Below are 26,669 nucleotides of genomic sequence, written 5' to 3'. Positions count from 1 at the left end.
GCTGGCGCGCCAGAGTTTAGACCGGCAATGAAAATCCCGATGCCAAAGCCGACGATAAAGGCCGAGATCGCATAAGCAACTACTGTGTCCATCGGTCGATCCACAGGCAACAGGATCGATGCCTTCAAGACGCGCCGCGGCACCAAACGTTCCAGCGCGCCGAGGCCGCTCTGGTCGGCTACTGGCGCAACAAGCGAGCACCCGTGAATTTACAATGAGACTTGAGGCAAGGCCGCCTCTGGTACCCTGACGCACCCGGGAGGCGATGGTTAGCGGCAGATCCTCCCCGGTCTACCTGTCTACTCTCTTGATACTTCCGCAATCTGCCCCGCTCCGATGCGCTCGCCAGCGGCGACGCGAGCCTCTAGGAGCAACCGGCCCTGTTTCGGCAACGCCGATGACGAGAGAGCCAACAGACCCGCCCACGACAGCTTGGTGGTGATTTCCTCACGCTCTCCATATAGCCGGCAGACCCGCATCGTTTCCGAGGCTCGGGCTGCATCTATATCGAACTGAGCTCGCACGAGCTCGCCAAACTTCCGATTGTTTGGTGTCCGCTCCCTGAGCGCCAGGAGCTTGCGCCCCAGTTCGATCTTGGCCCGGTTCTCGGCAACGCGAGTGACCGACCGCGGCAGCTTCTTCTCGGCCCTTGGCCGCTCCGGCTTTGGTGGCGACGCAAAAATGTACGCCAACTCTCGGAAGAGTCCCGCCGCCACACCATGGCGCTGCGGGACCGCCCGGCGGCTCGCTCGGGCTTGGGCGCGTATCTGGCCAAGGTCGATTGAGTCGAAGGCCTCGAGCCACGCCAAGCCCTTCTGGGGCCACTCCGGGTGGGCCAGCATAACGTCGCTCAAACCTCGCAAGACGAAGTCATTGATGTGGACGGAATTGCCCTCCGTCTCCAGGAGCGTCCGAAGGAGCAGCACAAAATGCCCTTCGCCATGATCCTCGTACAGTGAATGTAGGACCGACTCGGCTTTTGTTTGCCCTGGCTGCATGCGCTGGTTCGTCGGGATGATCTCCAAGCCGAGCTCAGCGCAAATCTCAAGCACGCGCGGATAGCGGGCCAGCTTCCTGCCCTTCCGGCCAGCCTGGGCGGCTTGGGGCGCTTGGTCCAGGTTTAGCTGCATCAGCCCACGCTCCTTATCAATTCTCTCGCGGCCCGCATCAGCGCAGACAACTCTCGCCGTCTGGCGATCGCTGCAGCCGAATAATGCCCATGCTTGAAGCGATGCTTGTTGCCCTTTGGAGCTCCGGGCGACGGCCCACCATGCATGCGGCAGCGACCGTTAGGCATTGCGAGCGACTGGCAGGGCTTCCCGCTCCGGGTCTTCGCTCCGCACTGCATGGGGTTGATCCTCCAATTTCTTGAGCCCCCCGGGCGCCTGGCGCTCCACAACTCCGACCACAGCCTGACCGCCGGCGTGGACGTGCACATGCTCGACTGTGACCTTCTGCTGGCCCTTGCCGCGGTGACGATTCAGGGCCTCTAGTAGGGTGGCGAAGGTCCGCGAGAGCTTATTGGCTTGGTTGAGCGACTCTTGGTGCCATTGGAAAATCTGTCCAGGAACCATCGCCCGCTTGTAACATTCCATCGCGGCGTTCTGGGCAGCGACCATCTGCGCGATGAGCATTCCCTCGAACTCATCCCGAGGCTTCATGCAAATCAGGCCGGTGAGAACCCCATTCGCCCGCTCGTTATCCAGAATTTCGTTGCCGGTCTTCCAAACCGTGTTGGTCGCCTGACTGGCAACAATCTCGTTCCACCCGTCAGATTTGGAACCGCCGATTGCCCGCATAGCTCCCTTGAGAGATTCCTCAAGGTCTATGGTTATCGTCTTGCGAGGAGCGACTCCCGACTCTTGTTCGGGCACAGCTTGGTCCTGTTTTGAGCGGGGGTGATCGATTGCGGCCACGACTGCTCTCTTCCGAGAAAGTTTATCGTGGGTCGCGGTGCGCCTCGTCTTGCTCATCGATTTGGCGCTCAAATGGCAAGCCGGTCGGCGAGTGCCAGGATAAGCGCCCGGTTCTGTTGCTCCGGGGTGTACTGCTCCCACTGGGAAGCCGCGCTATTGATCTTGCGGGCCTTGCTCTCGATCGCGGTGGCCACCTGCGCCATTTCAGCCGTGGCTGCGTCGTAAGCCTCGATCGTCTCTCCTGAGACCTCAACGATTTTCGGAATGGAGGCCGGATCCAGCAAGGTCAGATCAAATCCGAGCATTTGATGGGCGCGCTTGTGCTCGGCGATGCGATTTTGCCCAACCTCGATCTTCTGCCAAGCGGCCACCGCTCGCCGATGCTCCTGGTGGAGCTGGGCCCGCGCATCATTGAGCGGCTTTGCCGCTTTCGCCTGTGCTTCCGCCGCCTCTCGCTCAGCATCGAGCTGGCGGAGCCGAAGCAGATCATTCGGACTGTAGCCGCCGATTTCGACGCTGGAGCCGAAGTGCTTGCGCACGCGCGTAACCAAGGCCTCATATTCGTTTCGCTGGGGATTGGCGTACATCGTTCTAATTCCTCGTTCCGTTGATTGCGGTTCTCGCGATCATGGTAATGGCTGCGCCGATGTGCTCGCCGTCGACTCCAGCCAACAGCGCGAAGAGATTGACGCGCATCATGTCTGGCGCCCATTTCCGGCAAGCGATGGCGTCGGCCATTTCCCGCTCATGGGCACGCTCTTGTTCGAGCGTGTCACCGCTGCCCGCCATCTCTTCGTCCGTCAGTTGGGGCGCCGGCGTGCCAACCTGAGCCGCCTTGAGCAGCGCATCCAGGAAGCCATGCTCCATGGGGCCCAGGCTTCCGTACATGGCCATCACCACGTGCGGTAGGAACATTCCGACGCCTTGTCGGACTGACGCCCGCACAGCCTCGTAGAAATGCTCCTGACCGATGCGGTAGTCTTCCTGGGCGTCCCCGGTTCGATCGGGCATCCAGTAATGAATTGCAGGGAATGGGGCGCCGGACGCGCGGATGTCCTTCACAAATGATGGCATTCCACCTACGTACAGATTGGGCCGAGCTTTGGAGCTTGTGACTGCCATGCGCTCTTTTCTCTTTTACCTGGTCTGCATTGTTCTGTTTGTCGGATGCATGTGGGGGCTGAAAGTTTTCCTCACCGAAGTAGGCGCGGATTTCAGAAACGGGTTCGGCATTGGAGTTTTTGTCACAGTCGTTCTCGGCTACTCGGCCGAAAAACTGGGTTACAAAGAGCCGCGCTATTGACGCGCCTCCTCCGGTCGATTGATCTGCATTAGACGATTGGCGACTGGCGGAGCGAGCGCCTGAGAGCGCGTCAAAGCGTTCTCGATCATCTGTGGGCGAAGCATCACCCGTCCGGCCCCGCGGGCCGCCAGGGCCGTTGCCAGCATGCCGCCGACGCCCAACCCAATATCTGAGACCGGATTGAAATCGCCCTGGTAGGCCGCGCCAGTGCCAAGAGCGGCACCAGCGAGAGCCGGAGCGCCATGCACGAAGGCATCGAGAACTTTTGTGCCTAACGGCGTGCCGGAATCGGGTGGCTGCTTCATGAAGCGTTGGCCGATACGAGCAATATCGGCGATGTCCCCGCCGCTGCCATAGGCAAAGTTGGGGTTGGCCTTCCGAACCTCGTTCAATAGCAGGGTGGGCGAAATGTCACCGGTGGCGGCTTTTTCCGCCAAAGGCTCAACGGTTTTCATGTTGCGATAATGATAGCGCGCGAGATTGTAGCGCTGTGCCATGTCAGCCGGTGCCGAACGCTCCAGCGCATCTTGCAAAGCCGTCCTGATCTGGCCGGCGTAAAAGCGGACGTTGGGATCAGTCGCCTTTTGCAGACGGTTCAAAGGGGCGCCCTGCTTAAGCATTGAGTTAAACGTCTTGCCGTCAAACTCACCGTTTTTCGCCAGGTTTGCGATTTCGGTGATGCGCTTTTGCAGCGGCGCCATCTGTTGATCTTCAAGCACGCTGCTCGCATCGTTGAGGACGGTGCTCAGCCGGTTGGCCAGGGGGCGGTCAAAACGAACCGATGTGCCCCGCTCGATCGCGTCGAACTCGTTGCCGAGCCGGCGCTTTGCAGCGGCCATCACGTCGGGCGTGACGCGCGTGGCGTTCTCGCCGAAGGTCTGCGCGACCGCACGATTGAAGCCGACACGTTGTTCATCGATCGCCGCGCCCATGCCGGAGCCCGGGATCTTTGGCACCATCTGATCCATCTTGTTGATGAACGGCGAGGTGCTCGCCTGCGATGGACGAATCGGAATGCCAAGCGCTTCAGCGCGTTGAAGCAGATAATTGGTCGCGCGATCGGCGGCCGGGGCCATGACTTTGTTTACGCCGGCCCCAATGACGCGAGCCACAAAGGGCGACAATCCGCCCACACCGGCGCCAATTGCTGCGCCCCTCTTGGTCTCTTCAAGATTACCGCCGCTGCGAGCCGCTGCATCCGCTCCGCTAAGAACGCTGCCGCTTGTTGCACCGGCCACACCACGTTGCCAGAGCTGTCCAGTTAGTCCCAGGGCGCGCGCTCCAAGAGCCGTCGCTGCGAGGGGAGCCGTGGCGGCCGCGCCGCCCGCGAATTGCTCGATCCCGGCCGCAACCGGATGTTCTTCCGCGTACCTGTCGGCGCCGATTTTGATGCGACGCTCGTTTTCAGCCATTCGCTTCTTGAACGTCGGAGCGCTGGACATGCCAGGCGTGGACGTGAAGGGCGTAGCCGCGGCGTTGAGCGCCGCGGCGGCCTTATCGGCATAAGCGCCAAGAACTGGGATGCCGCGCAGGAGCTGCACGCCTTCGGCTCGGCCTTGGCCGATGTCGACCGGCTCCTCGCCCGGCCTTACCTTCGGCTCAGTGAGCCATTGGCTTTCGAAGGCCTTGGGGTCCAGAACGCGCGTGCCGGTTACGTCCGCCGGTGCTTTCGTGCCTCCCGTACCCCAAAGATCGTGAAACGACTTCTCGTCGAAATTTGCCATGTTATTTCGGCGCCTTGATCAAGCCTTGCTCAACCGCGTCTTGCACGTTGAGCATGAATAGCTCCCGCTTACCCTTCGGCAGGCTCTCGATGACAGCTTTCCGCTGCGCCGGCGTCATCAGGTCGAAGCCATACGCGCGCGGATCCGCCATCACGTTCCATTTACTTGCGAACTTGCCGAACTCGCTCTCCGGCAAGCCGGACTGTTCGAACGCAGCGAGCTGCGCCTGCTTCACACGTCGAAGGGCCAGCGCTGATTTGGCGACGTCCACTGCGGCAGCGTTGGAGATGTTCACCGACGGATTGCCTGCGAAGCTGGCCGCCAGCTTGTCATTCGTTCCGGCGTTGCCGTTCTGATTGACGAAATCGACCAGATACTTCTTCGCCTTGTCGTAGGTCTCGACGTCGTCTTTGAGGCCCTTGAAGTCGGCGCCGGGAATGTTCGAGAGCACGAATGACTTGAGATGGTTGATCGACTCCGTACCAGGACCGGTGCCCTTAGTGCCGAGCTTCTCCAAAGCCGGAATTGCCTGCTCCAGCGGGAAGACTTCGCCTTGGTAATTCATGGCCCTTTGCCGGGCACTGACCAGCGCGCTGCCGGATCCTTCGCCAACGGCCCGCTTTGCCTCCGCCTCACCGGGGGCTGGTGCGGCCATGACGCGCGCCGAAGGCGAAGCAGATGCGGGCCTTGGCGAGCTCGGGTAGGGAGAGCCGGCCTGAGCCTGGGGCCTCTGTGTCGCACCGGCCGGTGCGCCATTGCGCTCCCTAATCGGCTGCCGCGAGGGTCCGGCCGAAGATGGGGCGGGACCATAGTTGCCGAGCAGGTTGACGGGCTCTCCGGCCGGCCCCTGTATCCTCGGGTTGCCTTCGCCGCCGACGAAGCTCCTGGAAAGGTCCGGGTTGACCTTCTCGGTGCCGGGCTGCAGCGTGTTCGGAATATAGCCGATGTCGCGCGGCGCGGCGCCGCCGTAAGCCGGCTGCTGAACAAGCTTGGTGCCACCACCGGTGCCGACGCCCTCGACGGTGCCAAGATAGGCTTTGCCGCGCTGCCATGCGTCAAGCGTTTGCGCATGCACAGCCTCGATGGCGGCGCGCTGCTGTTGCGGGTCGGTCGGGAAGCCTTTCATGAACTGGACGGCGTGCTGTGCGCTCATTGCGTCGCCCTTCGTCAGGCGACCGAGCGTGTCCCAGAGCTTCTTGGTGACGTCGGCCTTGCCGAGATTGGGGTCGCTCAGGAGGCCTGCCGCGGCGCTGTTGACCATGCCGAACCGCTCAGTGGCAAGCTTGATGTTGTTGGCCTGAACCGACTGCTCGTTCTGGACGTTGGAGAGGAGCTTGTTGCGGTAGTCCGCGACCTCACCAGCCGTCTTGAGCGGGCTGTCAGAGACGGCATCCTTGTAGATGCTGGTGTCGACCTGTCCGTAATCTGCCATCGTTCACTCCCTCAGTACGTGGCGAGCCCAAGCTGGTTGCCCGTCTTTGCGCAGGACGCCGTGGCTTGCATGTAGACCGTGCAGGTCGCACCGCTCGGGCGGGCATTGATGACGGTTGTGAAATTCGCGGGCGTGCCGGTCTCGATGTAGATGAGGTTCGTTGCAGGCCCCAGAGCGCCGATGATCGTCGTCATCGGCGGCGACGAGCCGGAGCCGTTGATCGCGACGCAGTTCGTCACCGCGCCCTCGCAATGCAGCCCGTTCACAAAGTTCGTACCCCCGTCGCCGAACCGCACGCCGGCACCGCCCGCAGATGCACCGGAGATATGCGACTGGCCATCTATCACGAAACCAAAATTTCCCGACAAGTCGAATGACGGGCCGCCGCTTGTAAAATAGGTGGGGTTAGGCACACACCAGGAGCTATGGATTCCGAACTCGGACTGTCCCCCGTAACCGATCTCGTACTTCACGCAGCCGCGGCTGACACCAAGCATCGCGACGCGAACGATGCTATCGCCGCTCTGCGAATTGTTGGAATAGACCATATAGGCGCTGCCGGAGCCGAAGCCGCCGAACAAGGTAATATCCCGAACCCTGTTCTCGAAATTGCCGACGTGGCTGTTCGGATCGCCCAATGTTACAAAGTTGGTCGCCGCCGAGTCGGAATTACACTGCTTTATTGACGTCGCCCCGAAGTTCACGCCTGCAAGCGTGGTCTGATTGTAGACAACGACGCCACCGCAGACGAGATAGCTACCTTGCGGGATCAGGACCGTGCCGCCGCTCCAGCCGCCTGCCGCGTCTGATGATCTGCTGCCGATATTTGCATATTGCAGCGCGGCTCTAAGAGCGGGCCCACTATCGGTGGCGTCCTGGTCGGTCCCTGACACGAAGTCAGCGACCATTCCAAACTGCAGCGCGTTGACCACCCCAGCGCCGGAAGTAGGGCTATACTGCCATGCATTGCCGGCGCCGTTATTGTCGGTGAAGCTAGCAAGCGTTGCCGTGTTGGTCACGACTTGGATGATCGGGCTGGTGACGCAGCCGGTGATGCCGGTAAGCGTGAGTTGGTCGCCCACCTTGTAGCCGCCGCCAGGTGTCGACTGGGTAAAGGAGGACAGCGTGTTGCCGGAGATCACCACGACGCCGCGCAAGCGATCACCTACGCCACCGGATGCCGTAATGCCATAATAGGTTCCGTTGGTGCAGCCGGAGCCCGCGTTCACCGTGCTGAAGGTCGCGGTGAATGCGTCAACCAGCGTTCCGTTACCAACCCCAGTCACTGTGATCTGAGGTATGGTGCCGCAGCCGCCGATGTTGACGCACGAAGCTGTCAGAACATTGCCGACCGTGTAGCCATTGCCTTGGCCGCCAATGCCCGACAAGGTCACGGAAGTTACCACGCCGCCCGAGCACACCACCGTAGCGATGACGCTAGTCCCCGATCCACCGGTGAATTTCACTCCAGGCCACGTGCCATTGGTGCAGGTGCCAGGCTGGCTGATCGTGAAAGACGTTACCGCGGTGCTGCGCTTGTAGAAGGTCGCTCCGCCGCCATCTCCGGGACTGGCATAGCCCTGCGTCGTGACCGCATTGAATGCTGATAGATTCAAGGTCGCGGCGATTGCACGCGATGGCAGCACCGGGTTGAGCCCGCACTGCCAGCCCGTGCCGGAGACCCACTTCGTGATCTGATAGGTCAGCGTGCAGGCCGTCAGCGCGATGTCAGACGTCTCGACGCCATCGATCGACCCCTTGAACGTATTGGCCGGGCCCGGGATGATGTTCGCATTGGCGACGAACTGGCTGCTTGAAGAAATTCCGCTGTCCTTCAGAAGGCCGGTAGCGCCGTCGAAACTTGCGAAGTTGTTGTTCGTAACAGGCGCCGTCGGCATGGTCGAATTGATCACGTCGTTCTGGAATGCACGGACGCCGGAGGGTGTGATCTGACCGGAGTTCTGGTCTGGAAACGTCGTTCCGACTTCGGTGTTAAGCTGCGCCTTGGTCTTCTGAGCCACCGCGGGCGCGATCAGAAGAAGCGCGCAGAACGCGCTGAGGCAAACCTTGAATGAAGCCCAGCGCATATCAGCGGCCCCGATCGAATGCAGGGCCGAAGGAGGCGTCAAAGGCGCCACCAGGCTTTTCTTCCCTCATAGAAAGGGCGACAGCGCCGATAAAGATGAGAGCGCCTAGCGCAAGCGCGCGTGCCAGATTGCCGACCATAGACCGAACTTCCGAACGCCCTTGCGGGCTCGGCCTCGTTCGGCGAGGTCACCGGGGAAACCTTTTAACGTCGATGTTCAAAGACGGGGCTAGTACCGAGAGCCCACCCGGAACGCTCAAGAGAGCGCAGAACAGCTATTCGAGAGTAATTCCCCGCGACTTAAGAAGTGCGCTGTACTTCGCCTCATCCAAAGCAAGCAGATCTCGCAGAGTTTCGGACACTGAGCGCCAGCTGATATTCTGCGCCTTCAGGTCGGAGACCTTCTTGCGCACAGTCTTAAGCTCGCGCTTAAGCCCCAAAATGGCATCCAGGTTGCTCATGCTGCGCTAAGCCGCTCCTCGCTCGATTTCGATGCCATCCCGCTGAAGGCGGTCCAATACGGCGCCACGAACGTAGTCGCTCCTCGAGGTGAGCCGCTTGTCTGCCGCACGCTCTAAGGCAGCAGCAAATAGCTCGGGAGCACGGAATTGTAACAGCGTGTCGTACTTGACCGATCGAAGGTCCGCCATGTAGGTGTCCGCCAATGAATGGCTTGCGTAATAAACGCCTGCCAAGATTACCGTGGGACCTCAATTGCCCGGGAGAGAGGAATTTTGGCGGGCCGCAAACTTAACCCAGGTTGACGGGTGTGAGCTTGCTCACAAGCAGCGGGTGCACTTCTCCGCCATTTGAATACGTGCCGGTCGCTACGTTGGCTTTGAGCCGCCAATCGAGGGCGTGGCCGCACATGTCATGTGCTGCACATGACACAATATAGATGCGGTAATACCGGGCTTCAATGCTGACGCCGCAGCACGCAACATAACAACGGCCCGTTGTTACATACCAAGAACGTGTTGGTACGATTTGCGACGGATCTAGGCACCTGCATACAGTACCAGCCATCGCCCCGGCGTTCCGGGCGGTCCTTTTGCTTCAAATTGAAGCCATACCATTCTCGACCTCGACCGAGCTCGGTTTTCGAACAATGCACGAACGGGTGTAAGAGCCGGGCTGAAGTCGTATGCGAGCTTAGCTTGGGCGAGAGCCTCGCGCGTGACCTCGATGAGATTGGGAAAGGCGATCTGGCAGGAATCTAGCTCCATCATGCACGCTCACCCCTGACCCGCGGCTCTGTCTGTAGGCGAGCATCGCGCCTCCGGATACGGCTCCGCCGGGCCTACGGCCGGCGCGTCTACGCCGCGCATCCATGAGACATTTTGGGATTTTGCTTCTCTTAGCTCGGCGTCTCTTCGAGCCAATGAAAGCGTGTTTGAGAATGGACTCTTAGAACGGTTTTTCTTGTAGTACTGAGTATGTCCCCCCACCGTGGGGGGTATATTCATCCCACGGTGGGGGGTATCATCACCCCCCACGGTGGGGGGTATGATCTGTGAGCTCGGCCATATCCTTCGTTGAGCCAGGCCATCGACGATCGCGCTCGCGCGAATGATCGCGCCACCATTCTCAAGAGCCAATAGCGCCTGTTGGACCTTGTTGACTGGTAGACCGATCCTCCTCTCGAACCAAGAGTCGGCTGGAAATGCGAAGCCGTCGCCACCGAAAAGAGAATCTAGAGACCACGCCACGCGCAGACAGCGCGGTCGTTCCGCGAACTCTCGGCTCACCGCATTGCGCCAAGCCCAAAGCGCAACATTTCGCTGCTTTGCGCTCCGCCACGTTAGAGCCCCCTCCGGCACATGGCTTTCATGGACGAACTTGCGCTTGTCTGCGGATTGCCTGGCAACGGTTTTTCGCGAGCTCGCTTCTGAGACCTTCACGATTGCCTTCACGAAGCACCACCGGGCCAAATCCGCCGACAATCCATCGTCGTCCGTATGGCCAACTCCATTGAGTTGAGCTCGCGCTGGATAACGAAATCGGCAACACCCTTGCGGCGCATAGAGGCGGCTTGTGTGTTGAGTTGATGCTGGATGTAGCGCTCACCGGCTTCAGGCCTCATGCCCGCAGCAACATGTGCCTGGCGCGCGATAAATGCCCGCCGGCGCGTTATCGGAAACGGGACGACTTCAGCCATGACTAACCTCATCGCCGCACCAAAGGGCGTTCTTCGCCTGCAGAACGCTATCGAAACTTCCAAGGCTCGCCCGGTCGAACCGTACTGCCTCAAATGCCTTGTCACGCTGAACGGTCCAGCCCAGGTGGTGAAGGCCGTCATAGACGGATTGAGCATGGTCGGGGATGACCGTGGGCTTGCTGGCCACCGCCAGCGCTTCTCCCGTGTGCATAAACTCTCCTACTGAGTTTGACCGGGCGCGCCATCGCTGGCCGCCCAGCTTCCCGTTTGAGCTTCAGATTGAAGTGAAGGGTCGATCCACAGCGCCGCGGACTCAGCCCATCTTGCGCCTGATGTCCCCAAGCGCAGCAATGTCCGGGCCGTGGAACGACGGATCCGAGCATTCCAGGAGCGCCTCGAGGCGCGAGACTCTGGATCGCAACTCTTCAAGGGCATCGATATCCGCCTTGTCTTGAACTCGTCGTTTTGTCAGTGCCCGCAATTGTTCGAGTTCGACACCGCGCACGCTCACGCGAACGTCCGCATACCAGATGTCGCGTACCCTGGACGGCGACCAGTCCTTCAGTTGACGCCCTACGCGGCGTAAAGCCGACTTAACACTTTCGCCGGCGGGTCCCTTCCCCGCCAGCTCTCGAATGAGAGTAGATGCCTCCTGCAGCGCAAGTTCACCTGTCATCACTACCGCCGCATTTTCCCGAATTTCCGACGCCATGTGTGCTCCTAATGTTTAGGAGCCGCGCAGACGTGGCGCGCTCAAGCTCATTGCGGAATGCTCTAGTTTGGCGACCGGCGCATATCCGCGAGTTACGATTTCTCCTCGGCGCACTCGCGCCGCTCTTTATCTGAAGAGGTGACTGATGATTGTGAGGCACCGCGCGACTCCTCCCCACACCGAGCGGGAAGTCCATCGAGCTGCGGCGATAATTCGATTCCAGCGATGGGATTCGGACATGGTCCGCCAGTACGGTCAGCAATATTATCTGGCCCTAGGATATTCGGTGCATTGACCGGACCAGAGCCATGCAAATCGGGGCGGAGCTCGTATCGCGATACTCCGGTCAGCGCCTCCACGCTGAGCACCCTTTTGGCTGGAACTCGGCCCCATTGACTCAGGGCCTGTACGGTTATGCCGATGGCTGCTGCCAGTTTGCTGGCAGCCATCGCGTTCAGAGCACGAATTAAGGCCGGATCTCGCAATCGCATGCCAGAAACTTAAGCATAGCTTGATTTTTTGTCAAGTCGATCATGATGGAATGCTACAAGTCACGCTTTAGTGTGCGAGAGATGGCGGAATTTCCAATAGGACTGAAGGGTATCGGCGAGCGGATACGTTACGCCCGCGAGGCAATGGATTGGACACAGCAGGAGTTGGCTGAAGCTGTGGCAGTTTCCGTTCAAGCCGTCTCGCAGTGGGAGAACGAGAAGACGTTCCCAGGTTTAGACCGGATACTCACCATATCGAACGTCTTGGGTATCCACCCGGGGTATATGCTGTGGGGCGATGCTTTTTCATCCAGCGACACCCACGGGGAAATGCTGTCCGTTCCTCTGGTTCAGGCCAATGCCGTCGCTCGCTGGGATCCCAATGACTACCCGCCTAAAGGTCTGCGGTTTGACAGATGGTTTCTGCCCTCAAACCGTCCTCAAGGCTCAATGTTTGTCATTGAGATTGAAGACGAAAGCATGCTGCCCACGTTCAAACCAGGCGATCATGTCTTCATGGATACAGGCGTCGAACCGGCGCCTGGCGATTTCGTAGTGGTTGTGTTCGAGGACGAAGCCGACGTCGAATTTTCCACATTCCAGCTTCGAAAATACCGGCCTCGGGGTAATGACGAGCGGGGACGTCCTATCCTCGAACTGGCACCCCTGAACGACGATTTTCCAACATTCACCCTGACACATAAGACAGCCGGCCGGCTCTTAGGGTGCATGGTCGAGCACCGCTCCTACAAGCGCGCATCAAGCAGCACTAGAAGAAACTTAAGCTGAACTTGACTTTCTTATAAAGCGGTGCTTAATACGCCCCTATTCACCCATGGGAGCTGCTCATGTCACTTGCGCAACAGACGAAGTCTCTGACCCCCGTCATCAATTTTGCCTGCCCCACCCTGACATCACTTCCACAGCTGCTCGATACCTTTTGGGCTGCGGATCGCGAGGTGAGAGCGGCATCCGACGCGATTGCCAAATTCCCCACCGAGCAGGAGCGAACGCCAAGGGTTCGCGGCGGCTCCACTAAGGCCATCACCATTCTCACTGAAGGCGAGGAGTCTTCCGTCATTCCACCTCGTGACTGGTTCTACAATTCGATTGAGGAGATCGATCGAGACCACGCAAGGGCGCTGAAGGACGCGGCCACGGACGACGAACGCGACGGGATCAACGCACGGTTCGCCAGCTATCGCCAGGAGTACGCGCGGCAGGAGAACGAAATCGCCCGATCGACCCCGAGGGGCAAGCGATCTGCCGACCGTAGAGAACAGAAGGCGTTCCGCGCCTTTGAGCAGGCTGAAACCGCGATCATCAACTATGAGCCGCGCGATCTCAATGAAGCTGCTCAATTGCTCGAATTTGCCTGTCGCGGTGAGAGCGAGCACTGCTTTACTGCAGATGGCTGGGAGCTGCAGGCGATCATGCAGAATGTGGCAGCGACGATACGCTCATTCGCCTGAGGCTTGGTTCTTACGATGCGGCAAATGACACTCGCTGACCTCGTGATGTTGGCCGACGAGAACAGCGGTCTCCTGGATGGCACCATGGGGCCGCTTCGCTCGGTCATCGCGAGCCATGACGTAGTGGTCGGCATCTGGCCTGACCGAGCTCAGCCGGAGGGCTGGGGCACAAGGGTGCTTAAGGGGCTTCCCGTGGTCCGGGAGGCGGCCGGCAGCACCGAGGACTATCAGTGCCGGCTCACGGCGATCAGGTGTGAAAGCGCCTCTCAGGCCCACGGGCTGGCGCTCGTTTTCGGCGATCAGAATGATCATAGTGCAGGAGTACCAGTCGATGACGGACGATCCGGTCGAAGCGAAGCTTGATGTTTTGGTTCACTCAGCAATGGAAGCGCGCGGAGAGACTAGGCGGTCTCTCAGGGCAATCCTGAGAACTCAGTGGCTGACTTGCGCGATCTGTGTTTTTGCCGTCCTGGCCGCTGCAGTCGCCATCTTCAAGTCCCTGCCGGCCTGAACGAGGCCGCGATTGGTCGAACCCTCAACCGAGCAACCGAAAACCCTGGATGAGGCCGCGGCCTTCTTCCGGGTTAGCCGTCGTTGTTTCCAAGACTTCATCAAGCAGAACCCATTTTACCGACCGTTCGGCCGTCGTAAGCTATTTTTCCCCGAGGACCTCGACCGCCTCAAGGAGGCGCTGCCAAAGCCATGCCCCTCAGCCTCCGCCCTCCCCGCAAAGGGAAAACGCCCAACTACGAGATCCGAGGAACGTACCTCGGAGTCTACGTTGAGCGAACTGCGGGCACTCCTGAACTTCGGGTCGCCAAGCGGGTCCTCAAAGGCATCAAGGAGGCAATCGAACGTGGTGAGTATCGGAAGCGCGAGGAAGTAGCCGAGGCGCCTAAGCCACCGACCTTCGCCGACGCCACCCTCGCCTACTTGAAGGCGGGCGGAGAGGCAAAATTCCTCGGGAAGATCATCGAGGCGACCGGCGACCACGCCTTACGCGACAAGCCCTTAGCCGAGATTGACCAGTTGGCGATCGACAACGCCGCCCGCGGCGTCTACCCGCTCGCGCCCGCCACCACCCTCAACCGCCAATTCTACACGCCGGTGTCGGCTGTGCTGAAGCATGCCGGGATCGAGCTCAAGATCAAGCGCCCCAAGGGCTGGCGCGGCAGCAAGGCTACCGAATGGCTCGAGCCAGACCAGGCCTTCGCCGTGATACGCGAGGCTTACGCGATCGAGCCGGAGTTCGGCCTATTCTGCTTGACGTTGCTCTACACCGGCATGCGGTTGGGCGACGCCACGGAGGAGGCCATCCTGCGCGGCCTGAGGCTCGAGCAGGCCCTGCTCTACCTCGGCGCCACGAAGAACAGCGAGCCCCGCCCGGTGCACCTCCCACCCATCGTGGTGGAAGCCTTCCGGAAACAACGCCCGCGTCCCGTGAGGCCCAGCAAGGGCACTGGAGGGGTTTTGACTAATGGTGCGGCTGGCCGCAACCGAGCCGGCGCCGGGGTACCCTTCCTCGAGCGCCATCCCGACGAAAAGCTGTTCCGGTTCTGCAAGGGCGGGCGGCTGTACAAGATGCTCTACCTCGCACTGGACCGCGCCGGGGTAGTCCTGCCAAAGCGCATGCGCGGCTTCCACATCTTCTGCCACACCTACGGGACCTGGATGCACCGCTACGGAGGGCTGGACACCTACGGGCTCACGCGGACCGGGCGCTGGAAGGATCCGGACTCGGCGGACCGGTATAAGCACACGATGGCTAGCGCAGAGGCACGCCGAGCCGATCTGTTGCCGGTGCCTGCGGCTAAGCCCCGCGCACTGAAGGGACTTTAACCCAGGTCCGAATTTTCTACCCTCGCGGACTAGTCACGTGAATCTAAAGTTCGCCACATAAAGTCTGTTGAGCTTTGTGGCAGAAGCGTTTGACGGAAGCCAAAATCTGATCGGCTGACTTGGTCCATTTGAAGGGCTTCGGGTTTCTGTTGTGCAGGTCGATGAAGGTACGGATGTCGGTCTCGAGCTGCCTGACGGAGGTGTGAACACCTCGCTGGATCTGCTTTCTGGTGAGTTCAGCGAACCAACGCTCGATCTGATTGATCCATGACGCGGAAGTTGGTGTGAAGTGGACATGATAGTGCGGCCGGCGAGCGAGCCACGCTTTGATCCTGGGTGTCTTGTGGGTGGCGTAGTTGTCCATGACGATATGGACATCGAGGCCTTCAGGGACCTGGGCATCGATCTCTTTTAAAAACTTCAAGAATTCGACTGCCCTGTGCCGCTTGTAGCATTTGCCGATGACGAACCCCGAGGCGACGTCGAGCGCGGCAAACAGCGAGGTCGTACCGTGCCGCACATAACTGTGCGTGCGCCGTTCCGGCAGGCCAGGCATCATCGGCAAGACCGGCTGCTCGCGATCGAGCGCCTGAATCTGGCTTTTCTCATCGATGCTGAGGACGAGCGCACGGTTCGGTGGGGATAGATAAAGGCCAACGATATCGCGCACCTTGTCGACGAACAGCGGATCGCTCGACAGCTTGAATGTCTGGCTACGGTGCGGCTGCAAGCCGAACGCCGACCACATTCGGCGGATCGTGGTGTGGGAAAACCCAGTTTCCGCCGCCATCGAGCGGATCGACCAGTGCGTCGCGTCGGCTGGCGTCGTCCGCAGCGTTCGCTCGATCACGGCGGCAACCTGATCGTCGTTGATGGTGCGAGGGCGGCCAGGTCGCGCTTCGTCAAGCAGGCCATCACAGCGATCCTTCAAAAACCGGCGACGCCACTTACCAACGGTATGTTCGTGAAGGCCGAGTTCGGCAGCTACGGACTTGCTTGGCAAGCCATCCGCACACCGCAGGATCGCACGGCATCGCTCAGATAGCGACCGGGCTACGCGATGGCGACGAACTTGCCTCTCCAAATACGCCCGCTCCTGCGCACTCAGCACTAACGGCGCGATCGGCCGGCCTCGCTCACCTGCATTCGCCACTCGCACTCTCCTCTGCAGAGATTCGAGCTATCAACTAATGTGACGAACTTGCGTTCCAGATGACTAGGACGCGGACTCATTAAAGCGCAGCCATTGCCTGATTGACGCGAGTTGAACGAATGCGAGGTAGTTGGCAGCGAGCCTATCGTAGCGCGTCGCGACCCGACGACAATGTTTGATCTTGTTGAAGAACCGTTCGACCTGGTTGCGAGCGCGGTAGAGATACGGGCTGAAGCAGATCGGGTCGCTGCGATTGCTTTTCGGGGGATGTTGGCCCAGGCACCCTTCTTCATCGCGAGCTCTCTGATCCAGTCAGCGTCATAGCCACGGTCGGCAAGCAGCATTGCCCCGTATTGCAAACGTGACAGCAGTTTTCTGGCAAGTCGAACGTCATGGGCCTCGCCGGGGCTCAATGCCAGCCGTACCGGCCGACCATTTCTATCGACCACCGCATGTATTTTGCTCGACAAGCCCCCGCGTGACCGTCCCATCGATTGGCATTGGTTCCTTTTGATGCAGGCTCCATGCTGGTGCACGCGGACAATGGAGGTATCGATCATCTGAATGCCGGCATCATGGGCGCCGGCAAGCGCGTGTATGATACGGCTCCAGACACCCGCTCGCCGCCACCTCACAAAGCGGTTGTAACAAGTGGTATACGGACCAAACGCCTCGGGCAGATCACGCCAGGGTGCTCCGGATCGCAAGACCCAGAAAATTCCATTGAGGACACGGCGATCGTTAACCCAAGGAACGCCGCGCGGTTTGTTCGGGAGCATCGGCTTGATAGCAGTCCATTCATAGTCGGCGAGTTCGTAGCGCATGATTCGAGACCCCAGTTTGGGAGTTTGAATCACGGGAGTCTGGCCGAACGCAACACTCCTGGCCCGGTCCTTGTTCGGCGCTTGCGGGCAGAAGCGGACATCAACCAACCGACAATCCCCGCCGAAACCAATCGTGCTCGGCCGACGAACGCCGCTCACCGTCGCTGTGACGTAGGGTCTGCAATCCGCGCCGGCCAGATTGCCCGACCAAATGAAGGACGTGTCCAGAACTCTTTGCTCCCGGACGGTCGTTCTTCGAACCGTTGAAGTATCCTTTCATTCGGCACCTGGGCCCTCACGTACATGTGTCCGGCGGCTCCGCCTTCCACGGAAAACCACCATTGAAGTACGATCGTAATGTGATATTATGATCGTAATGGCATTGAGCTGAGCCATCTGTTTAGCGGCAGCGGGATGCCACCAAACACCTTCTTTGCGAGGATTTCATGGAAGACATGATCGCCACTTCACGCCAGATTGCATCGCGAGACATCACAGATCTCACCTCGCTTGGGCTCGCAGCCGCTGCAGCAGCGGTTGGCAACGGCGACATTACGTCGGAAATCTACACTACTGCGCTTCTGCAGCGCGCCCGAGCGCTTGCCGAGCTGAACGCCTTCATCACCATCGACGAGGTTGCTGTGCTCGAGGCCGCGAGGGACGTGGACAAGGCGCGTGCGGCCGGCTCGGCGGCCCCGCTCCTTGGCGTGCCCCTCGGGGTGAAGGACAGCTATTTGACAAAAGGACTGCCTACCAGCCTGGGCGTCGAAGGCCTCTCTCATTTCGTGCCGCACGAAGATGCCGACGCTGTCCGGGCCATAAAGGGGGCGGGGGCTTTGGTCTTCGGCAAGAACAACCTCGTCGAGATGTCGTACGGCTTGACCGGTCACAACGCACGTTACGGCCAGGTGAAGAATCCGCACGCACGAGATCGCGTGTCGGGCGGCTCGTCGAGCGGCTCCGCCGCATCCGTGGCCGCTGGGCTCGTTCCCGCGTCCTTGGGCGGTGACACCGTTGGGTCGATCCGGGTACCCGCATCGTTCTGTGGCGTCGTGGGCTTCAAGCCAACGACCGGGCGTTGGCCGCGCTACGGCGTTGCGCCGATCTCCCATACGCTCGACACGACGGGCGTATTCGCCCGAAGCGTCGAGGACTGCATTCTGGTGGATCAGGTCGTGACTGGTGAAGAGGCTGCGGAGTTCTCCGACGGCGGCTACGGCCTGAAGGGAGCCCGGCTGGCCTTCGCGCCGCGACAGTTCCTGGATCTGGTGGACTCCGAAGTCGAGACCCGCTTCCGCGCGGTGGTTCGGCGGCTGCAGGAGGCCGGCGCCGAGGTCGTTGAAGTAGACCTTGGCGAAGACTTCAATTCCCTCGTCCAAACTGCGACATGGGGCATCTTCGCTCATGAGACGATGGGCGCAGTTTCGGAATTTCTTCGCCGCCATGACATTCCGACCACGTTCGAGGCCATTTACGAGGGCCTTAAGCCCCAACTTCGGCAGGCGTGGGGGCACATCGTACTGCCGGGTGGTGCAGGTGCCACCTCGGCAGAGGCCTATCGGACGGCGCTCGATGTGAGCCGGCCGGAAATCCAGCGCCGGCTCAACACGGCGTTCGTCTCTCATGGGGCGCTGGTCATTCTGCAACCGACCACGCCTTGCACGGCGCCTCTGATCGAGGAGCAGGCGACCGTCCATATCGCGGGGCAGGAAGTCAGCTACCTCGCTTTGGCGAACCACACCGTGTCGGCAAGCAGCGTGGGGCTGCCCGGTATCAGCCTTCCTGTTGGCTTGTCTCGCGCGGGGCTGCCGATTGGACTCGAGCTGGATGCCCCCTTAGGGCGCGACCGGGAGCTTCTAAACCTTGCCCGCGGCATCGAAGGCATTTTGGGCGGAAAGTCGAGTGCGATCTAACGAAGTAGCCGCTTCGCGTGGCGAAGGGGCCGCCTGCAAACAACGACAACCGATTAGAGGATCAACAGATGGCCAATGCACTGCACTCAACGCGTGCCATTCCGGTCGAGCACGTCACCATCCGCTCAACAAAGCCTTTCGAGGACGTTCGTGCCAAGCTCGCGACCTTGACACCCCGCATCGATGACGGGATCTTCACTCTCCTGCGATACGGTGAAGGCACGCGCGCGCTGCGAGAGTTGGAGGCCGGTCCGCCGCTCACCATTTTCGGACAGCGTGACCATGGGGCACTCCTGGCTATTGCTGGGCTGACGCGCCGATCCATCCAGTTCGATATCGGAAATCCGCTCACCGCATCCAAGATGACCCGCCATCAACTGTCGGCGGGGCTATATGCGCCCATTCGCGTCCTATTGCGCGAGGATGACGATGGCGGTGTCGCGTTTGAATATGATCGACCAACATCCGTTTTCGGTCAGTTTGGCAGCGATAATGTCGATGCAGTAGCCCAGCAGCTTGATCGCGACCTCCAAGCCCTGTTGGAAGCGGCTGCAGCCTAACGGCTGCGAGATATTGGTGGGGAGAGAAGATGCGTTTCGAGAAAGGTCATAAAGCAGCGACGCGACGGCACATCATCGATGTGGCGTCGAAGTGCGTGCGCCGAGACGGCATCTCCGCCGCTGGGATCGCCGGGATCATGGGCGAGGCCGGCCTGACCAAAGGCGCATTCTCTCCGCACTTCGAGTCCAAAGACGCGCTCGTTCGCGAGGCGCTGGCGAGCGCGCTCAGCGACCAACAACATCGCCTCGACGAGGATCAGCGGAGGGGCCTGGCCCTCGAGGGGGCGATCCGGAGATACCTCAACCGCGCTCACCTCGAAGACCCGGCGGAAGGGTGCCCTTCGGCGGCGTTGCTCCCGGAAATCGCCCGCCAGCCCCTGTCCACTCGGCAGGACTACGAGCAAGCGCTGCGAAGCTACGTTTCGTCGCTGGCCGCACTACTTCCGGATGCCGATTCTGCAGCGAGCCGGCGCCGCGCGACCGCCATCTTCGGCCTCATGGTGGGCACTCTCCAGTTCGCGCGGGCCGTCCGCGACACTGTCCAGGCGGAGCAGATCCTGGAAGGTGGCGTTGAGGCCGCGCTGCAGTTGGCGCGAGCTCCATCTTCCTATTAGGAAGCACCGAAAGGCTATGGGCTATGATCACCGAGGTCAGCTTCTGACCTAGCGCGACATATCGCGCTACCGCACCAACTCGGTCGCGAACGGGATAATCGGACGCAGCCTTCGTCGCGTCGCCCCGACGGTTTTATGGGTACACGGCCTAGCTCAGGTGATTTGGCTAAAAAAGTAGTTCTCCGCTCAGGAGAAAATTCGCCTGTGTACGCCTTGATGTCGCTCGCCGTCAGCGCGCATGGAGGCGTGGAGCGATGCGACAGAAGACCCGAATCCTTGAGCGTGCACACGTGCTGCCAGATCTCCTGAAAATGCTTCAGGAACTCGAGGAGCTGAGAGAGAAGGTCCGGCGTGCCGAGGCAGCCCGGATACTACATTAGGTCGCTCGCCGCTTCCGAAACTGCAGCACCCGCCCCGATCCTGGCGGGCGCGGCCGCGGCTCCGGTCGCGGCGGCCGGGGCGGATCCTCCTCGAAGGGCGTCCATTCCACTTCGGCTCGCCCGTAGGCGATGAACCACCATGCCTCGGTCAAAGAGGCACCGCTCCATGGAAACTCCTCGATCTGCGAAGTGTCGTCTTCAGGATCGCCTGGATCTAGGGGCACAGGCTTCGCCGGGCTCTCCCACATGACACCGCCAGCAGGCAGCTCGACGTACTCGCAGTCCGGCACGTCGGTGCACTCATCGACCACGAGCTCGAGATCGTCCTCATCATCGGCGACGAAGATGCCGACGAGGTCGCGGGTCTCGATGATGCGGACGAGGTAGGCTGGCACGGACGGTTCTCTCCGTAGGACCGGCTTTTGCTTGGCGCAAGTAGGGGCGGGAGAAGGTCAATCAGTCGCTTATGATAATATTTCCGCTCGCGCAGGTCGCGCGATCTAATGTGTTGCCTGGTCGGCTAACAGTCACCTTGGCCATCTTTCCGTAAGTGTTGATCCTGCCATACTCCCCAATGGGATATGGCAGGACGTTCCCGTCCTCCCGAGTGATCTCATATACGACTGTCGCTGTAGGATTGAAGCAATCGCGGTTGCGAGAAAGCGTTAGAGGATGATCCGCTTTTTGGTCGACTAGCATTTGGGTTTGGCCGAGTACGCCGCGAGGTACATGGATATCCCATGCAGCATCCGGAATTCTGTTTTTCGCTCGTTTTAGAGGCAGTTCAGCCGCGTGCGCTGATAGAGACATGAAGCATGCTAATAGCGTCAGTATCCTGATCATCTCAAACAATCCCGATTAGCTAGAACAGTTTACCGATGAAACCTTATTGCGGCCGTTGGAAAAAGCAACTTGCGCTCGCCCTCCGGTTGCGCAAGGATGCGCCATTTTAGCGGGGGCAGCATGCAGTATTTGGCAGGATTTGCGATCGGGTTGCTCGCGTTTGCAGGCTGGTGCCAGCACCTCTACACTTGCTTCAATGAAAAGCTCTGGGGCTTTTTGATTGCGGGAGCGAATCTTCTTTCCGATTGCCGTAATCCACGGATGGGGAATCTGGCTCGGCTGGTGGCATTGATCAGGCGAATCCGATGGGAAAAGTTCGAAGAGCTGTTGCTGCAATTAGCACTGCCGTGTTCTTGATCTCTGGATCCCCGAGTTTCGGCCAATATCTCACGGGCGGGGCTCGCGAGCAGTTTATCAAAGCCAACACCGCGAGCTGCATGCGCGAAAAAATCAAGGATCAAGAGGCGAAGATTATTCCGAATTCGCTCTTTGAGACACATTACTGCCGCTGTTACGCGAGCACGCTCGCCGATCGCATTCCGGCTGCTGACCTAATGAACCATGCATATCCGACTGACAATCCGACGACGCGCGCGGCTTCGCAGCTTTGCTATCAAACCATGAAAGCCGAGGCGCTTCGACTGTACAAAGAAGGTCGGTATCCGAAGGAGTAAATCTATGCACCCGGCCGTTACTGGCGAGCGCCACCGCAATGAAATGAACAGCATCGGCCGCCTAGAGCTGGGGTCTCTGCCCCATGGATGGTCTCGAGGATAACGGCATCGTGCATTTGCAAGCCACGACTAAATCCGCCCTTCCCGAAAACTAGCTCGTTTTACAATATTTTTGTTCGCCAAATCCAACAGCCGCCCGCGTTCACGACGCCATACCGTTTTCGCGGTGGGTTTTCCTTCGGAGTTTTGACGCGGCATCGTGTTGAAGACATCTGCGTGATGCGGCAGCTTCTCCATATCGGTGTCCACGACAATGAAGTGGCGATCCTTAAAGCAACGCCCCTCCGCATCATTTGCCGAGTCTAAGCCTCGGATCTCGCCACAGCTGAGCTCAATCACACCGACGAATGAGCGCCCCGGCTGGGCTGTGCGCCCCGCTACGATTGATCGAAACTCGTCGTCTGTTGCGCGATCCCGCAAAACACTCATTCCGATGGTTTCGGTATGGGTGATAGCGGTGAGAGCGACTTGTTCAGCGCTCATATCGGTTGGAGCGATCAGAATCCGATAGATCTTTTCGGAATTGGCGACGGGACCCGGGCTGCCATGCCGGCCCAAGCTAATTCTCTCGCACTTCTGATCTTCGCAATGTTTATTGACGACGAGGCAACGCTCTTTGTCGTCCACGGGATCTCGGGTGGCCTTACGACAACCGGTTGGGTCTTTTAGATCGAGAAACCAATTTCTGAAAGCGCTGCAGGCAGAGGCATACCAAGTTGAAATTCGTCTGACCATTCCCTGTCGCCCCGCCGCGCGAAAAACTCGATCGTCTTATCGACGAATTCTAGTTCAGCATAAATATCGTCGGCTCGATAAAATAGAATCGCATTGCCGTCGGCGTGTAACGCGGGCTGAGGCACGACACTGTTCGGCGCAAGAGACCGAACGAACTCGCGCGCGGCATCGACGGACGCCTTCACCGGCCTTGCGGCGCCGAAGCCATCCCAATCGGCCGGCATCTCTTTGAATTTTAACAATTGCGCCACCGCTGCGTCGGCCACTGTCTCGGCGGGAGCAAAAGCGGAAAGCGTCTTCACTGTGCCAGCGGTATTCTCCTCGTCCGGAAGAACTTGCGTCGGCTGCTTCGTGCGGAAATGTATGACATTGCCGGTGGGCACCGGCTGCAAAGGGCGAATATGCGCTGCAACAGATCTCGAGGCGCCCCAAGTCACGCCGGCCTCAGCACCAGCGAAATACGCCGCAACCGCCGTTTCAGAAGCTGGCATCATGGTTGGTGCTCCGAGAGGCCGACTCGGGCCGCCGCAGGTCTAGAAATAAGCTGTCGAAACAGAAGTTTCAACCTCTGATGCAATTGATCAGCCTGCGCAAGAGGGTCCTCCAACGATGCATCCAAAGACTCGAACTGCATCAGGGTCAAAAAGGACATATTGCGCCGCTCCCGCCCTAATTGCGCCCTTACATCTCCCGCATCAATGTTGACGTTTGTCAGAAGGCGGCATCCGGGCCTGGCATCGTAGTTGAACCAGCCAGTATGGACGTGAAACGCCGCTGTTGGGTCGGCCTGTGGAATTGTGAGAAACGTCGGATTTTGCTCTGCAAGAACTTCCAGGTGGCTCGCCCCTCCCGGCGCGGAAAGAAAGCGATCCACATATTGCAGCCTAATCGACTTTACTCTCTTCGAAAGCGGCCAGACGCCGTCGATCGCAGTGTAAAGATCGCTCAGTTCTGAGAAGAAATTCGCCCAGCGCCGATAGCGGGTCGTCCACATCGTGAAGGATGCGACGCCCATACTAAATTCCGACGACACCACATTGTCCGCGGCTTGCTGAAAAGCTACCCGACGGGTCATCGGCACCGCTCCGATGTTGATCATCACCGGCTGTCCGGGCGTGGCGGGGAGTGAGATTTCGGAAGCTTCTTGCCCTTCAACCCGGTTGTTGAATCGGTGCGCGGTCGCTGCCTTTCGAAGGGGTATAACGATCTCGTCGAAAGAGTCGGCGTCAACCGGCTCCGTGAATGTGAACAGCACACTAACGTTATCGATCGAATGGTCGGCGTGCGCCGGCTCCCAGTCCATTCCGATTACCCGGTCTGCCTTGTTCCGTTCCAATGGGATAGCGCAAACTCGTTAAGAGGTTCCAACGCCTCGCGCAAGCAGTTTCCCGACTAGTCCAAAAGGACTATCTCGGCGATTGGGAGTGATCACGTTGCTCCCTTCGACCGCCACCGTCCCCGCACAGAACGCCGCCCAATCCGCCATCATCCGCCGGCGCTTCTCCAGCATGTCGCCGCGCCGGTAGGCCACCTCGACCTTGTCGGGGACGGTGTGCGCCAAGGCCATCTCGGACATCTCGTTCGAGTAGCCGGTCTGTTCGGTGCGCCAGTCGAAGGTCGACCGAAGCCGTGCGGCACAACATCCCTGCCCAACGTGCGATCTGCCCACGGTGGCCGCCCGCCGCCACCCGGGCCTTGTTCATGCGGATGATCACCGCGGCCATTGCTGCCAGTGCTTAGGGGCTTGCCGGGCCCGTCCCCGGAGAAGTGCCCGCCGCCCGGCAGACGCTCCAGGACTGCCATAGACCCGTGGGATAGCCGCACGATGTCTCGAGGCCATTCTTGGTCCCCGGGCCGGATAAGGTAGGCTCTCTGAAGCAGGGGAAAAAACGGGGAACTTGAACCGGCCTGGAAATTGTTAAATCGCATCAATAGCAGGATTGGCCTTCACACGGGAGAGGTCCAAGGTTCGATCCCTTGTGCGCCCACCATTTATCCCTTTGGATCAGCCATTTAGCGACGCGGTCTCCAAGTATGTGCCCCAAAAAAGTTGGGGCACAACAGGGGCACGAAGCGAGGCGAGGCCAGCCACATAGGGCTGACGGGTTCTCGTTTGCCAGTGCGTATCCGCGGTACTCGTCACCCATCCGCGATGGCACATCGTGCAGCCATAACGGTCGACGTTGGGTTACCGCTCACGACCTTAGCGGCTTCGTTCGACGTCGTCGGTAAGACCGATGGCGACGGCAGACAAGTTGAAAGTATACACTTTCCGCCCCTCAAAAACCTCACCGAGCGGCGACGCAGGCCGCCGCGTAGTAGCTCGAAGCTCTTCAAGATCATGGACAGTCTCTGATTTGCGCTTGGGTTCTACGAGCGCACGCAGCTGACTGACCTCATCGGCCCGGATCTTCACTCGGGGGTCCCGGTGCCAGACATCTCGAATGCGGTTTTCGGACCAACTATCGAGCCTGCGGCTTAATCTGCGAAGCACAGCCTTCAGCGACTCGCCGGCATCGCTCGCCGGCCAACTTTCGAAGAAGGTCTGCGGCCTCGAGCAGAAGATGAAAGCCAAGCCGGGCGCGACTGGCCCAGCTGATCGCTCGCCGCAGAAATGTCCGGGCCATAAAGGTCCTCGTCGAGGCGGACTGCACTGGCGGAGGTGCTCAATGCCGACGCAACCACGTCCTCGCTCTTTTGAGGATCCATATTTTTAAAGTCGAAATGGGCACATGGTGTTTCGTGCCTGGCAAGCTTCAGGCGGATCGGCAGTCCGTCTGGATGGTTAAGCGTGTGGGCGCTCGACTGGATGAGGATTGTCTCCAATTGGAGACAAAATTACCGAGGGGATCGTCATCGCACATTTCCTAGTAGCTCGGTCGGAGAGCAAGCTACTGCCTGTCGTGGGCATGGAAACGAAGAACCCGATTCGCTGCGGCGGATCTGGCCGCGCGGCCATATACGAAGGCGCCTCCGATGGTTGCTGCTGTTTACGACTGGAGCGGCTTTTACATCGGCATCAACGGCGGCGGCGGTTCAAGCCACAAGTGCTGGGATTTTGTGGATGCAGCAGGCATTTTCGGAGTCCCAGGCGCTCTGGTCGGCGAGGGTTGCCACAATGCTGTCGGGGGCACGGTCGGTGGTCAGATTGGCTATCGCTGGCAGTCGGCAAATTGGGTGTTCGGTTTCGAAGGCCAAGGCAACTGGGCTGACTTCAGAGGCGACAACACGAGCTTGGCGTTCGGCGCTGATCGCAATCGCTCTCGCATCGACTCTTTTGGTCTGATTACCGGGCAGGTCGGATACGCTTGGAATAATGTTCTGCTCTACGTCAAGGGCGGCGCCGCGGTCGTCGGCGACAAGTATGATGTGTTCGACATTCCGACCGGCGCGCTCTTGTCGTCGGCGCGTGAAACCCGTTGGGGTGGCACCGTTGGCGCGGGCCTCGAGTATGGCTTTGCTCCGAACTGGTCGGTTGGCATCGAGTACAACCATATCTTCTTGGGCGATCGCACGATCGACTTCACCACGCCGGCTGGAGCCTTCGCAGGTAGCGACCGCATCCGCCAAGACGTTGACATGGGCCTCGTCCGCCTGAACTACAAGTTCGGCGGTCCGATGATCGCGAGGTACTGAGCAGCTTCTTAAAAAGAACAGGGGCCGGCTCTTAGAGCCGGCCATCTTCTTTGGGAGGCTCGAATGACAAAGACCTTCAGGCCAGTCGTCCCTTCGCAGCTCGCCGTTGAGCTTAACAAGGCATTCGCTTCGGGTGAACCTCAC

30 protein-coding genes are annotated in these 26,669 nt (G+C 59.8%); 10 read left to right on the top strand and 20 right to left on the bottom strand.

What is annotated here, in order from left to right:
* Positions 1–299 precede the first annotated feature (299 nt).
* The 5 genes from IVB26_RS08440 to IVB26_RS08425 all read right to left on the bottom strand — a co-directional run bounded on the left by IVB26_RS08440 (position 300) and on the right by IVB26_RS08425 (position 2,978).
* Entirely contained in the window at positions 300–1,130 is an 831-nt protein-coding gene (locus tag IVB26_RS08440) for a hypothetical protein (RefSeq protein WP_247971257.1), read from the bottom strand.
* Positions 1,130–1,348 carry an HGGxSTG domain-containing protein gene (locus IVB26_RS43095; RefSeq protein WP_276578716.1) on the bottom strand — a complete coding sequence of 73 codons (219 nt, stop codon included), beginning with the start codon at positions 1,346–1,348 and terminating at the stop codon, positions 1,130–1,132. The genes IVB26_RS08440 and IVB26_RS43095 overlap by 1 nt, the downstream gene beginning before the upstream one ends.
* A complete protein-coding gene (locus IVB26_RS08435) occupies positions 1,290–1,916 on the bottom strand; it encodes a hypothetical protein (RefSeq protein WP_247971256.1) in 627 nt (208 codons plus the stop codon). The genes IVB26_RS43095 and IVB26_RS08435 overlap by 59 nt, the downstream gene beginning before the upstream one ends.
* Positions 1,917–1,984: 68 nt before the next feature.
* Entirely contained in the window at positions 1,985–2,503 is a 519-nt protein-coding gene (locus IVB26_RS08430; RefSeq protein ID WP_247971255.1) for a hypothetical protein, read from the bottom strand.
* A gap of 4 nt (positions 2,504–2,507) precedes the next feature.
* The gene (locus IVB26_RS08425) at positions 2,508–2,978 is read right to left on the bottom strand and encodes a hypothetical protein (RefSeq protein WP_247971254.1); all 471 of its coding nucleotides are present in this window, start codon (positions 2,976–2,978) and stop codon (positions 2,508–2,510) included.
* A 58-nt stretch (positions 2,979–3,036) separates the two neighbouring features.
* Here IVB26_RS08425 and IVB26_RS08420 point away from each other — a divergent pair, with 58 nt between their 5' ends.
* A complete protein-coding gene (locus IVB26_RS08420; protein ID WP_247971253.1) occupies positions 3,037–3,219 on the top strand; it encodes a hypothetical protein in 183 nt (60 codons plus the stop codon).
* On the opposite strand, the gene IVB26_RS08415 is transcribed toward IVB26_RS08420, so the two are convergent.
* From IVB26_RS08415 to IVB26_RS08380, 8 genes are all read right to left on the bottom strand, one after another.
* Positions 3,213–4,943, bottom strand: a complete 1,731-nt coding sequence (locus tag IVB26_RS08415) for a hypothetical protein (protein ID WP_247971252.1) — start codon at positions 4,941–4,943, stop codon at positions 3,213–3,215. The two genes, IVB26_RS08420 and IVB26_RS08415, sit on opposite strands and share 7 nt — an antisense overlap.
* Before the next feature lies 1 nt (position 4,944).
* The gene (locus tag IVB26_RS08410; RefSeq protein ID WP_247971251.1) at positions 4,945–6,375 is read right to left on the bottom strand and encodes a hypothetical protein; all 1,431 of its coding nucleotides are present in this window, start codon (positions 6,373–6,375) and stop codon (positions 4,945–4,947) included.
* An 11-nt stretch (positions 6,376–6,386) separates the two neighbouring features.
* Complete coding sequence (locus IVB26_RS08405) at positions 6,387–8,462, bottom strand: autotransporter outer membrane beta-barrel domain-containing protein (RefSeq protein WP_247971250.1); 2,076 nt, start codon at positions 8,460–8,462, stop codon at positions 6,387–6,389.
* A 274-nt stretch (positions 8,463–8,736) separates the two neighbouring features.
* Complete coding sequence (locus IVB26_RS08400; RefSeq protein ID WP_247971249.1) at positions 8,737–8,922, bottom strand: hypothetical protein; 186 nt, start codon at positions 8,920–8,922, stop codon at positions 8,737–8,739.
* A 1,448-nt stretch (positions 8,923–10,370) separates the two neighbouring features.
* A complete protein-coding gene (locus IVB26_RS08395; RefSeq protein ID WP_247971248.1) occupies positions 10,371–10,619 on the bottom strand; it encodes a DUF6074 family protein in 249 nt (82 codons plus the stop codon).
* Positions 10,612–10,830, bottom strand: a complete 219-nt coding sequence (locus tag IVB26_RS08390) for a hypothetical protein (protein WP_247971247.1) — start codon at positions 10,828–10,830, stop codon at positions 10,612–10,614. The genes IVB26_RS08395 and IVB26_RS08390 overlap by 8 nt, the downstream gene beginning before the upstream one ends.
* A 102-nt stretch (positions 10,831–10,932) precedes the next feature.
* On the bottom strand, positions 10,933–11,331 hold the full coding sequence (locus IVB26_RS08385; RefSeq protein ID WP_247971246.1) for a hypothetical protein: 399 nt from the start codon (positions 11,329–11,331) through the stop codon (positions 10,933–10,935).
* 92 nt (positions 11,332–11,423) lie between these two features.
* Positions 11,424–11,780, bottom strand: coding sequence for a transcriptional regulator (locus IVB26_RS08380; protein ID WP_247973114.1), 357 nt, complete (start codon positions 11,778–11,780; stop codon positions 11,424–11,426).
* Between the two features lie 84 nt (positions 11,781–11,864).
* Between IVB26_RS08380 and IVB26_RS08375 the strand changes: the two genes are divergently transcribed.
* The 4 genes from IVB26_RS08375 (at position 11,865) to IVB26_RS08360 (ending at position 15,133) form a co-directional block, all read left to right on the top strand.
* Complete coding sequence (locus tag IVB26_RS08375; RefSeq protein WP_247971245.1) at positions 11,865–12,611, top strand: XRE family transcriptional regulator; 747 nt, start codon at positions 11,865–11,867, stop codon at positions 12,609–12,611.
* 59 nt (positions 12,612–12,670) lie between these two features.
* A complete protein-coding gene (locus tag IVB26_RS08370; RefSeq protein ID WP_247971244.1) occupies positions 12,671–13,294 on the top strand; it encodes a hypothetical protein in 624 nt (207 codons plus the stop codon).
* Positions 13,295–13,318: 24 nt separating this feature from the next.
* Complete coding sequence (locus IVB26_RS08365; protein WP_247971243.1) at positions 13,319–13,657, top strand: hypothetical protein; 339 nt, start codon at positions 13,319–13,321, stop codon at positions 13,655–13,657.
* Positions 13,658–13,996: 339 nt separating this feature from the next.
* Positions 13,997–15,133, top strand: coding sequence for a site-specific integrase (locus IVB26_RS08360; RefSeq protein ID WP_247971242.1), 1,137 nt, complete (start codon positions 13,997–13,999; stop codon positions 15,131–15,133).
* 43 nt (positions 15,134–15,176) lie between these two features.
* Here IVB26_RS08360 and IVB26_RS08355 read toward each other — a convergent pair whose 3' ends face one another.
* Positions 15,177–16,286: an IS630 family transposase gene (locus tag IVB26_RS08355; protein WP_247324369.1), complete on the bottom strand. Its 1,110-nt coding sequence runs from the start codon at positions 16,284–16,286 to the stop codon at positions 15,177–15,179.
* A gap of 63 nt (positions 16,287–16,349) precedes the next feature.
* Positions 16,350–17,110 (bottom strand): IS5 family transposase gene (locus IVB26_RS08350; RefSeq protein ID WP_247971241.1). Its coding sequence is split into 2 segments (ribosomal slippage): positions 16,350–16,555 and positions 16,555–17,110, totalling 762 coding nucleotides; the frame shifts between segments, so codons are not numbered across the junction.
* Between the two features lie 446 nt (positions 17,111–17,556).
* Here IVB26_RS08350 and IVB26_RS08345 point away from each other — a divergent pair.
* The 3 genes from IVB26_RS08345 (at position 17,557) to IVB26_RS08335 (ending at position 20,197) form a co-directional block, all read left to right on the top strand.
* Positions 17,557–19,023 carry an amidase family protein gene (locus IVB26_RS08345; protein WP_247971240.1) on the top strand — a complete coding sequence of 489 codons (1,467 nt, stop codon included), beginning with the start codon at positions 17,557–17,559 and terminating at the stop codon, positions 19,021–19,023.
* A gap of 68 nt (positions 19,024–19,091) precedes the next feature.
* The gene (locus tag IVB26_RS08340) at positions 19,092–19,583 is read left to right on the top strand and encodes a DUF302 domain-containing protein (protein WP_247971239.1); all 492 of its coding nucleotides are present in this window, start codon (positions 19,092–19,094) and stop codon (positions 19,581–19,583) included.
* Between the two features lie 29 nt (positions 19,584–19,612).
* Complete coding sequence (locus IVB26_RS08335) at positions 19,613–20,197, top strand: TetR/AcrR family transcriptional regulator (RefSeq protein WP_247971238.1); 585 nt, start codon at positions 19,613–19,615, stop codon at positions 20,195–20,197.
* A 376-nt stretch (positions 20,198–20,573) separates the two neighbouring features.
* On the opposite strand, the gene IVB26_RS08330 is transcribed toward IVB26_RS08335, so the two are convergent.
* On the bottom strand, positions 20,574–20,972 hold the full coding sequence (locus IVB26_RS08330; protein ID WP_247971237.1) for a hypothetical protein: 399 nt from the start codon (positions 20,970–20,972) through the stop codon (positions 20,574–20,576).
* A gap of 753 nt (positions 20,973–21,725) precedes the next feature.
* Here IVB26_RS08330 and IVB26_RS08325 point away from each other — a divergent pair.
* Positions 21,726–22,094, top strand: coding sequence for a hypothetical protein (locus IVB26_RS08325; protein ID WP_247971236.1), 369 nt, complete (start codon positions 21,726–21,728; stop codon positions 22,092–22,094).
* A gap of 129 nt (positions 22,095–22,223) precedes the next feature.
* On the opposite strand, the gene IVB26_RS08320 is transcribed toward IVB26_RS08325, so the two are convergent.
* Genes IVB26_RS08320 through IVB26_RS08305 form a run of 4 tightly spaced genes read right to left on the bottom strand, consistent with a single transcriptional unit; the run spans position 22,224 to position 24,558 of the window.
* Positions 22,224–22,781 (bottom strand): hypothetical protein, encoded by a 558-nt coding sequence (locus IVB26_RS08320; protein WP_247971235.1) that lies wholly within the window; start codon positions 22,779–22,781, stop codon positions 22,224–22,226.
* Positions 22,782–22,819: 38 nt separating this feature from the next.
* On the bottom strand, positions 22,820–23,383 hold the full coding sequence (locus IVB26_RS08315; protein WP_247971234.1) for a hypothetical protein: 564 nt from the start codon (positions 23,381–23,383) through the stop codon (positions 22,820–22,822).
* Positions 23,380–24,192, bottom strand: coding sequence for a TIGR04255 family protein (locus IVB26_RS08310; protein ID WP_247971233.1), 813 nt, complete (start codon positions 24,190–24,192; stop codon positions 23,380–23,382). Before IVB26_RS08310 ends, IVB26_RS08315 begins: the two co-directional genes overlap by 4 nt.
* Positions 24,193–24,243: 51 nt before the next feature.
* Positions 24,244–24,558, bottom strand: a complete 315-nt coding sequence (locus IVB26_RS08305) for a hypothetical protein (protein ID WP_247971232.1) — start codon at positions 24,556–24,558, stop codon at positions 24,244–24,246.
* Between the two features lie 1,229 nt (positions 24,559–25,787).
* Between IVB26_RS08305 and IVB26_RS08300 the strand changes: the two genes are divergently transcribed.
* Positions 25,788–26,525, top strand: coding sequence for an outer membrane protein (locus IVB26_RS08300; protein WP_247973113.1), 738 nt, complete (start codon positions 25,788–25,790; stop codon positions 26,523–26,525).
* Positions 26,526–26,669 lie beyond the last annotated feature (144 nt).

Source organism: Bradyrhizobium sp. 195 (assembly GCF_023101665.1).
Classification (GTDB): domain Bacteria; phylum Pseudomonadota; class Alphaproteobacteria; order Rhizobiales; family Xanthobacteraceae; genus Bradyrhizobium.
This window is presented reverse-complemented; position numbering and strand designations above follow the sequence as displayed.